This window comes from Microcystis sp. M53603_WE2 (assembly GCF_030065435.1).
The window spans coordinates 1-9,501 of the sequence record NZ_JASJFF010000621.1 but is presented as its reverse complement, the minus strand read 5'-3'; the positions used below and the strand labels follow the sequence as shown (position 1 = coordinate 9,501).

7 protein-coding genes and 1 rRNA gene are annotated in these 9,501 nt (G+C 40.0%); 2 read left to right on the top strand and 6 right to left on the bottom strand.

All coding sequences use genetic code 11. The features are described from left to right. Positions 1–118: ribosomal RNA gene (gene rrf, locus PX481_RS13250) — 5S ribosomal RNA — on the top strand. A gap of 47 nt (positions 119–165) precedes the next feature. Here the strand turns inward: rrf and PX481_RS13245 are convergent. From PX481_RS13245 to PX481_RS13230, 4 genes are all read right to left on the bottom strand, one after another. After that, on the bottom strand, positions 166–2,790 hold the full coding sequence (locus PX481_RS13245; protein ID WP_002761630.1) for a trans-splicing intein-formed DNA polymerase III subunit alpha N-terminal partner DnaE-N: 2,625 nt from the start codon (positions 2,788–2,790) through the stop codon (positions 166–168). Positions 2,791–2,872: 82 nt separating this feature from the next. Next, entirely contained in the window at positions 2,873–3,703 is an 831-nt protein-coding gene (locus PX481_RS13240; protein ID WP_002761633.1) for an amino acid ABC transporter substrate-binding protein, read from the bottom strand. 294 nt (positions 3,704–3,997) lie between these two features. Further along, the gene (gene kaiC / locus PX481_RS13235) at positions 3,998–5,518 is read right to left on the bottom strand and encodes a circadian clock protein KaiC (protein WP_288094714.1); all 1,521 of its coding nucleotides are present in this window, start codon (positions 5,516–5,518) and stop codon (positions 3,998–4,000) included. A 465-nt stretch (positions 5,519–5,983) separates the two neighbouring features. Beyond that, on the bottom strand, positions 5,984–6,301 hold the full coding sequence (locus tag PX481_RS13230) for a hypothetical protein (protein WP_288094713.1): 318 nt from the start codon (positions 6,299–6,301) through the stop codon (positions 5,984–5,986). 16 nt (positions 6,302–6,317) lie between these two features. Between PX481_RS13230 and PX481_RS13225 the strand changes: the two genes are divergently transcribed. After that, positions 6,318–6,467: a hypothetical protein gene (locus PX481_RS13225; RefSeq protein ID WP_002761639.1), complete on the top strand. Its 150-nt coding sequence runs from the start codon at positions 6,318–6,320 to the stop codon at positions 6,465–6,467. 78 nt (positions 6,468–6,545) lie between these two features. Here the strand turns inward: PX481_RS13225 and PX481_RS13220 are convergent, their stop codons facing one another. Next, entirely contained in the window at positions 6,546–7,469 is a 924-nt protein-coding gene (locus PX481_RS13220) for a branched-chain amino acid transaminase (protein WP_288094712.1), read from the bottom strand. 22 nt (positions 7,470–7,491) lie between these two features. Next, entirely contained in the window at positions 7,492–9,252 is a 1,761-nt protein-coding gene (locus PX481_RS13215) for a M61 family metallopeptidase (RefSeq protein ID WP_002761648.1), read from the bottom strand. Positions 9,253–9,501: the final 249 nt, after the last annotated feature.

Sequence of the window (9,501 nt, the reverse complement as noted above, 5' to 3'; positions counted from 1 at the left end):
CCTGGTGTCTTTAACGTGATGGCACCACTCCGATTCCATCCCGAACTCGGTTGTGAAACTTCACCGTGGCCAAGATACTTGTCGGGTTGCCGACCGGGACAATAGCTCGATGCCAGGATTATTCTTTCCTACCCCTCAATCCGACAAGATTGGGGGGTTTGGTTTTTAGGAAAAATCAGAGGATTTTAAATCTAAACCTCGCTCAAATATTGTATCTATGGCTAACATTTCTCCGTCGCTAGTCATAAATTTATGATCTTTGGTTGCTTGGATAGTTTGCCCATTTTCTAGGGTGTATTCAAAGACTTCTTGTAAACCTCGCTCGTGCCATTGAGAGATTGGTTGACTATAAACAAAACCATTTTGGTCAACAGTATAAACAGTGCAGTTAATTTCTTCGCTCACAATTTTAGCAATTGGTAATAATCCGTATTCCTCAGTTAAAATTAACGTCTCACCTCCCAGACAATATTCGGCAAAATTTACCATCTGTTCAAAGAGATTTTCAGCGATTCTTTTTTCCACACCATTTTTAGCAGCACCATCGATAAACATCTCCCTTTGTTTCTGCATTTCGGAGGCTTTTTTCTTACCCATTGCCCGACGCAATAGATCCGCTTCTCCTAGAGAATAACCGGCTAAATCCTGCGCCATTTTCATAATCTGTTCTTGATAGACTAAAACTGCGTAGGTTTCCTTAAGAATTGGTTCCAATAAAGGATGATCATAACGAATGGGTTCTCTACCGTGTTTTCTGCCAATAAAGAGAGGAATTAATCCCGCATCTAAAGGTCCGGGGCGATAGAGTGCTAAGATTGAAGATATGTCCTCAATACCCGATGGTTTTAACTCTTTAACGATCTGTTTCATCCCCGATGATTCTAACTGGAAAATACCTTCTAAATCCCCTTCTTCTAGTAATCCGTGGGTTTTGAGAATATCGGGAGGTAGTTTTTTATGTTCCCCTTTAGCCCGAATTTGCAGGGCTTTTCTTTCATCTAAAGGCAATTGATCAAGATCGATATCTATGCCCTGATTTTGTTTAATTAAATCGGCGGTTTTTTTCAAAGTGGTTAAATTTCTTAACCCTAAAAAGTCCATTTTTAACAATCCCAATGATTCTAAATCCTCCATGAAATATTGGGTAATTACCGCCCCATCATTATTTTTCTGGAGGGGAACCACTTCATCTAAAGGTTGGGAAGAAATGACGACTCCCGCAGCATGAACTCCGAAGGTTTTGTTAGTACCTTCGATACGAATTGCCATATCTAACCAATGACGCACATGGGGTTCCGTATCGTATCTTTCTTTAAACGCTGGTTCGGGAGTTTCATCGGAAATCATCACTTTTAAAGGTGTGGGTTTACCGCGAGAAACGGGAATCATTTTCGCCATTTTATCCGATTCGGCGTAGGGAATATCTAACACCCGCGCCACATCTTTTAAGACAGCTTTTGATGTCATGCGGTTAAAAGTAATGATTTGGGCAACATTAGCCTCCCCGTATTTTTCCGTGACGTATTGGATCATTTCATCCCGTCTCTCGATACAGAAATCCGTATCAATATCAGGCATAGATTTCCGTTCAGGATTGAGAAAACGCTCAAATAATAAACCGTGATGAACGGGATCAATATTGGTTATTTTTAAAGAATATGCTACCAAAGAACCCGCCGCAGAACCGCGTCCTGGACCGACGGGAATATCATGATCTCTAGCATATTTTATATAGTCCCAAACGACGAGAAAATAGGTAGAAAATCCCATTTTCTGTAGCATTTTTAATTCGTATTCAAGCCTTTCTTTGTAAACAGGCTCAATCTCGTGACGAGAAGGACATTTTAATCTTTCTAGTAATCCTAACCAAGCAATTTCTTCTACATAACTATCAGCAGTATGTCCCGCAGGAACTGGATAATTAGGCAGTCTTGGTTCATTAAATATGTTATAAGGTTCGACTTTTTCTGCTACTTCTAAGGTGTTATTAATCGCTTCTTCAATCACATCTTCGGGCAGATGATCACGGAAAAGTAAACGCATTTCATCAGCAGATTTTAAGTATTCTGTACCGCTATAACGGAGGCGTTTGTCTTCAGTAATTAACTTGGCAGTTTGAATACAAAGCAAGGCATCGTGGGCCTCTACATCGTAACAGGAAATAAAGTGAGAATCGTTAGTAGCAACTACTTTAATTCCTAACTCTTTAGCAATTTTAACTATTTCTACATTGACAATCCGATCTTCTTTAGAACCGTGGTCTTGAATTTCTAAATAAAAATCATCACCAAAAAGTTTTTTATACCATTTAGCGGTTTCCTTAGCCAGTTTCCTGTTATTAGCTAAAATCGCTTGGGGAATCTCTCCACCCAAGCAAGCACTGGTAACTATCAATCCTTCGTGGTATTGTTGGAGTAACTCTTTATTGATACAAGGACGAGCAAAAATACCTTTACCTTGAATACCTTTCAGATTAGAAATAGTTGTTAATTTAACTAGATTTTTATAGCCTTGGGTATTTTTGGCTAAAACAACTTGATGATATTTTCGGTGGCGAAGATTGACTTCAATATCGCCATTGACTATATACATTTCGTTGCCAATAATTGGTTTTATTCCCTTATTACGGCAGGTTTTAATTAATTCGATCGCACCATACATGACTCCATGATCGGTTAAAGCGATCGCTGGTTGTCCTAATTCAATCGCTCGATCAATTAGTGCCGGTAATTGGGAAGCACCATCAAGTAAGCTATAATCACTGTGAATATGTAAACCGACAAAAGACATAATTTTTCAGAAAAAAGTGACAAGGAAAAAGAAAAAAAACAGAATTTACTTACTTTTAATTTTCAGCAATTACAGTCTATTTTTAGGGTTGATTGAGAATCCTATAGGGGAAAGAACTTTCTTCTAAATTAAACCATTGTTCTCGCAGTTTCTGGTTATCATTGCTGCCGACGACAGTATCAACAAATTTTTTCCATTCGGGATCGTTTTTGGGTAAAATACAGCCATAAAGTTCGGTGGTAATCGGTTGACTGGGTAGTAGCACAAATTGTCGCGGATCCTGTCCTTGTTTAACGAGTTCCCCCAGTAGAAGAATTCCATCACTAACCACTGCGTTTACTTCTCCCCTTTGTAATTTTGCCACTGCCTCACTTCGATCGCTGACAGCTTGCCAATTAGCCAGAGGATAGATATAACGAATAATACTATCGGTGGTGGTGTGGGGAATATAGGCGATCGCAACTGCCGCTAAAGTGTTATTAATATCTATTTTATCAACATTTTCCCTTTTAGTTAGAAATTGCGCTCCTGTCATAAAATAGGGAATAGAAAAATTAACCTTTTCTAGTCTTTCTTCCGTAATTGTTGCCGCATTACAGGATAAATCTACTTGTCCCTGTTCCACTTGCTGAAAACGATTATTAGTCGTCGCTTCTATAAAGGTTATTGTAATCGGTTTACCTAATTCTTGTGCTAATCGACGTTGGACTAAGCGCATTAATTCCACTCCGTAACCTGTCCATTGTCCCGTTTTATCATCGATATAACTAAAGGGAGTAGCATCTTTTCTGGCTGCCGCTTTTAATTCTCCCGTGCGAGCAATTCTTTGTAAAACTGTTTCTGCCAAGGCTGATAAATGTAGATTATTTATCAGTAAAAGACCTAGAAAAATCAACCAAAAGTTTTTAGACATATCAAGAAAGCAAGAAGGAGATAGGGAGAAAAAAGCTAACGGCCGATGTGCGATTAGCAAATGCTGCTATATTTTAACTAGAGCTTGCTGAATAAATCTAAAAACCTTGTTGGATAAGACTTTTAGACCTTTTTAAAATCCAAAAGTGCCTCGTCTGGGAGTGATCAGGGGGAAAATCCCTGGACTTTTTCCCTGAAAATTAGGTAATTGAACAGATGAAAATCGGTAAAACCCTACACCCCACACCCCACACCCTACACCCTACCCCCACCGAAAAACTTTTTGCCGCAAACCCTAACTACGATCCTCGAATAATCCACTCAAACGTTCTACTTCTGTTTGTGCTGTGTACATAGGAGTTCCAGCCAGAATTCCGGTAACATTGCGGAAAGGTTGACCGATGTGCATACCTTGATGATCGATCGAAAACTCACGAATATCCTTATCGTGCATAGAACCGCGCATTTTTAAAACAGTGATACCGCGGCGCATTTCTCCATACATTTCCACATAACGCAGCAGAATAATTGAATCGGTAATTGTAGAAATATGCGCTTCTGTGATCGAGGAACCTCCTAATAAAGTGGGAGTGGTGGAAGTAAATAATCCTCCCACCTCTTTTTGCTTAATAAAAGAAGTCAAACCGATAATAAATTCCCGAAATCCTTTCAGATTAGAAACCCTTTCTAAAGCAGATAAACTATCTACTGCCACTCGATTAGGTTGAAACTCCTCGATAATTTCCTTCATCATAATTAAATGATTTTCTAAACCCGTAGTTTCGGGATAACGGCAGACTACCTTTAATTTACCTTCCTTTTCCATGCGGTCATAATCCACACCCCAACCGGTAGCATTTCTAAATAACTGTTCTCGACTTTCCTCGAAGGCAAAAATTAAACATCTTTCCCCATTGGTTACTCCCCCAGCCATAAATTCTGTCACCATCAGGGTTTTTCCTGTTCCTGTGGCTCCCGAAACCAAAATAACCGAATCGCGGAAGAAACCACCCCCACAGATTCTATCGAGTTCCAAGCTGCCAGAAGTAATGCGAATATTAGAGGATTTTTGTTCTAATTCAATGGCTGATAAAGGAATAATCACAGCCCCTTTATTGGGAATAATTGTAAAAGGAAATTCTCCTTTTTGGTGATCGGTTCCCCGATATTTTAAAATTTCGATCGTCCTTCTTCTTTTCTCATCGGTTAAAACGTTGCGTAAAATCACCACATTATCGGCCACAAACTCCTCCACCCCATAACGACTGATTTCGCCGTATTCTTGGGTTCTTTCTGCGGTCATAATCGCTGTTACTTCCAATTCTCGCAAAGCGGTTGCCAGACGAAAAAGATCACTTCTCACTTGAGCGCTATCACTTAAATGGCTGAAAATTGCGCCTAAAGAATCCATAGACACCCGTTTGGCTTTATTTTTGCGGATAGCAAACTCAATGCGAGCGATTAATGCGCCTAGGTCGTATTCTCCCGTCACCATCGGCTTTTCTTCCGGTTGGGGGGAAGCATCGACAAAGGCCCATTGACGATTCTCCTCCCACTGCCGGATATTCCAACCAAAACCACCCATATTTTTTCTTAGTGCTTGGGGTGGCTCCTCGAAGGTGACAAAAACGCCATTTTCTCCATTTTTGATGCCTTCTGCGAGAAATTGACAGGCAAAAACCGTTTTAGCACTTCCTGCCGTCCCCGCTATCAAAGTTGCTCTTCCTTTCGGTAATCCCCCTTCCGAAAGAAAATCAAAGCCGGGGATTCCTGTTTCTAACTTCTCAATCAACTCTAGGGGATTATTTTGCGTCATTCTAAGTTCTCTATGAAAACGAGCTAATGTTTATTGTACCTATTTCAGTGACCAGCGATACCAGAAATTCATCCCTAGTTGGGGTGTATCAAGAAAATTCAGTGAGCGTTGTTAACTTTTATGACAATATCGACTAGATTATCCACATTATCTGCTGAGAATTTCTCGAATATAAATGATCAATAAATAATCCCAAGAGCTTATTTTTCAAGAAAATATTAAGTAGGCTGTGTTAGCGCAGTAAGGTAGTTAGGGTTATATCCCCGCACAAAATTTACCCAAAACAGGAATAGAAATAAAAATCATCTCATCTAATAAAAACAAGATTACTGCTGTTACTATCGTCCTAATTGCCCAATTTAATCTAATTGCTTTTTGCTCTCTAATTTTAGAGATTATAACTAAAGTTTCTGTTTGTAAATATTGTATTAAAGCCGTTAGATAGTCTTCTTCCTCTGCTTGGTTTCATTCCTCAGCAAGCAATTGTTCTGGTAGGATAATTTCACCACCCACTACTGGGGATAGACCCCATAATCCTAAGCCAATAGTAATAATTGTGAATAAATAAGCCAAAAATTTCAAAAGATAGCAGCTAAGACAAGGATAAATAGACTGGTTACATTCAAGGGAAACTATATAAGCAGGTAAATCTTTGCCAAAATTAACCAAAACACCGCTAATAGTCAGAATCAAAGTAAGTTTTGTATTTAGTTGATTAATACTATCCTTGACAACTTTGATAGAGTTTAAGGTATAATCATAGGTAAGCCGAATATTTGTCATACTTATTTGCTCTACTATGGAACATACAACCGATAATAATCAAAATCAGCAAAAAACCGACAATCAACAAGAAAAAACAGCAACAGGGAAGAAACCCGTGCTGAAGATTGATCCTAAGAGAACTATACCCTACATACAGGAAGGAATCAAACCGAAAAATAGATAAATTCTGTTTATTTCAGGGTTCCTTGAGATGCGTAAAATGATGACGCATCTCAAGGAAAAATCAAGTAAATTTCTCTAACTATAAAGGAACTTGAGTAATCCAATCTTGATACTTTGGTTCCTGATTAAGAACGATAGAACTTAACTTTTCTTTTAACTGATAAGTAATCGGTTTAGCCGCAGGTAAAGAAAAAGTTTCAATCCTTTTAATCGGAGTAATTTTCGCCGCAGTGCCACTTAAAAACACCTCATCAGCGATAAATAACTCCGTCTTATCTACGGGTCTTTCAATAACCGGAATACCCAAATCCCGCGCGATAGTTAAAACACTATCTCTAGTAATACCCTCTAGGATATCTTGGTCAAAACTAGGAGTAATTAGCTGACCATTTCTGATGATAAAAATATTCATTCCCGTCGCTTCACAGACTTTACCCTGAGAATTCATCAAAATTGCCTCATCAAACCCCGATTCTACCGCTTCCGTTTTTGCTAAAGCAGAAGTGATATAAGCGGCGCTAATTTTACCTCGCAACGGGAAACTTCTATCCTCTTGACGATACCAAGAACTAATCCGACAGTTAACCCCATCAGCTGCTAAATAATCATCCATTTCTAGACCATAGACGAGAAAATCCTTCTCGATACCATGCAATCGCGGGGCAATTCCCAACCCCGAACTATAGACAAGGGGACGAATATAAAAAGGTCGATTACACTGATTCTTTTTAACAAAATCGATAATTATTTGATAGATTTTATCGGCAGGAATCTCGTAATTAAGAAACTTAGCACTTTGACTTAAACGCTGACAATGACGTTCTAATCTAAATAATAATATCTGTCCCGGATTGCTAGGGTCGGGAGTACCTCGTAAACCCCCAAAAGCGGCAGTTCCGTAGTGTAGTGCGTGGGTAGCAACGGATAATTTTGCCTCACTAAAAGGGATAAATTTATTCTCAAAATAGGCGAGAGGAAGGAAAGGAATTTCGGTAATAGACATTTTTTTTTGATTGAACCAAGAACTAAACGGGATTTACCCATGCGGAAAAATTTTGTTTCTGGCTATTAGAAGGATTTTCTACCCTGATAATTTCATAGCGAATCGTCTGCGGGGCAGCCAGTGGAACAGCAAGGGTTCGCAATTCATCGAGATGAAAGACTGTTATCTGAATAATATCACCTGCGCGGTAGTCTTTTAATCTTTCGTTTAACTGTTCCGCCGTCACCCGCAATCCATCGATAGCCAATAACTCATCATCAGCATTAATTCCCGCTTTTTGGCAAGGGGAACCCATCTCGACAAATTTAATTATTTCTTTACCCGCTTCACTCTGTAGCCGCATTCCCAGATAAGGTATCGTCTCCCCATTGTCAACACCCCGCAGATAGAGTCCAAAAGGTTCAAGATATTGATTAAAGGGTAATTCTTCTAAACCGTCGATATAACGGCGGTAGAAGTCGCTTAAATCCACCCCTGCGGCAGATTCGAGAATTGCCTGCAACTCCCCATCGGTATAACCAATCTCCTCTTTACCGAAATGTTGCCACATCGAGCGTAAAACATCATCGAGGGAACGACGGTTATCGGTGTGGGTGCGAATTAGTAAATCGAGAAGCAGCGACAATAATTCCCCCTTGAGATAGTAGGAAATTTGACTATTATCGCTATTGCTATCCCGTCGGTAGAGTTTTATCCAGGCATCGAAACTCGATTCGCCTAGAGGTTGGACAAGACGACCGGGTATATTGAGATAACGGGTGATTTCTTTGCTTAAAAGCTCTAAAAAAGTCTTACTATCGTATATTCCCGCCCGTAGAGGGATTACTATATCGTAATAACTGGTGGTTCCTTCGGCAAACCAGAGGGAAGAAGTATAATTTTCTGCATCATAATCGAAGCTTTCTAAAGCTTTTGGGCGAATACGCTTGATATTCCAGAGATGAAAGAACTCATGGGCGACTAATTGCAGAAAACGATTATATTTATCCTTATCTCGCAATCCCAAACGCGCATAGTTAAGGGTACAGGAATTTTTATGTTCTAGTCCCCCGTAACCAGCCGCCGAAAGATGTAGCAAAAAGAGATAATTATCATAAGGGAGTCCACCGAACATAGCCGACTCGGTTTGAATAATTTTAGTGGTATCGGCGATAATTTGACTAGGATTGGCGTTTCCCCGTCCCCAGATAGCTAATTGATGGGGTTTTCCCTCGACGACAAAATCGTATAACTGATGAATCCCCACCTCCACAGGACTGTCCACTAGGGTATCAAAATCGGGAACGTGAAAGGTGTTTTTCTGTCCGGGTAAAGATTTTAAGGCAGTGGTAACGCGCCAATCGTTATGGGGGGGGATAATTGTCAAGGTGAGGGGATGTTTTTGATAATCGGGGATATAGAAAAATAAAGCAGCCCCGTTGAAGTAACCGTGAGTATCATCGAGATGGTTGGTTCTGACGGTTAAATCGTGGGCAAAAACGCGATATTTGACCGTTATTTCTGAACTATTACCGGTGTCAATCTGCCAGTGATTTTTAGCAACTTTGCGACTGTTGAGGTTAACAGCTTGAATATCTTGGACTAAACGGGAGTATTCCCGCACTAGATAGGAACCGGGAGTCCAAACCGGCATTTTTAGGTTTAAAATCGGAGCTTGCCAACCGGTAATCTGTAGAGTGACTTCAAAGAGGTGTGAAGTCGGTTCCGACATAGCCACTTGATAGCTGAGACTTAAACGAGTTGAAGAGATGGTAGTGGGGGAAATAAAACTGGTCATCGGCATTAAACAAGCTTTTTAGTTATTCTACTAAATCCAGTTATTAAAAACTGATTATTTATTCCCCCTTTTGCATGACTGCCTCTCCTGATATGTAGCCTATAGTCAACGGATTTAGTATTGCTTCCGATTTTATCACTCAATCCAAGCCTTTGGGGGGTAGAACCCCCAAACTCCTAGGGTTGATTGATAGTAGGGTTGATTGATAGTAGGGTTGATTCATGAATCAACCCTACCCAAACCCCCCGTTGGGGT

Bases quoted from the DNA above. Each gene is read 5' to 3' on its own strand.
- PX481_RS13245 (WP_002761630.1), bottom strand. From the start codon at position 2,790: ATGTCTTTTGTCGGTTTACATATTCACAGTGATTATAGCTTACTTGAT.
- PX481_RS13240 (WP_002761633.1), bottom strand. From the start codon at position 3,703: ATGTCTAAAAACTTTTGGTTGATTTTTCTAGGTCTTTTACTGATAAAT.
- kaiC (WP_288094714.1), bottom strand. From the start codon at position 5,518: ATGACGCAAAATAATCCCCTAGAGTTGATTGAGAAGTTAGAAACAGGA.
- PX481_RS13230 (WP_288094713.1), bottom strand. From the start codon at position 6,301: ATGACAAATATTCGGCTTACCTATGATTATACCTTAAACTCTATCAAA.
- PX481_RS13225 (WP_002761639.1), top strand. From the start codon at position 6,318: ATGGAACATACAACCGATAATAATCAAAATCAGCAAAAAACCGACAAT.
- PX481_RS13220 (WP_288094712.1), bottom strand. From the start codon at position 7,469: ATGTCTATTACCGAAATTCCTTTCCTTCCTCTCGCCTATTTTGAGAAT.
- PX481_RS13215 (WP_002761648.1), bottom strand. From the start codon at position 9,252: ATGCCGATGACCAGTTTTATTTCCCCCACTACCATCTCTTCAACTCGT.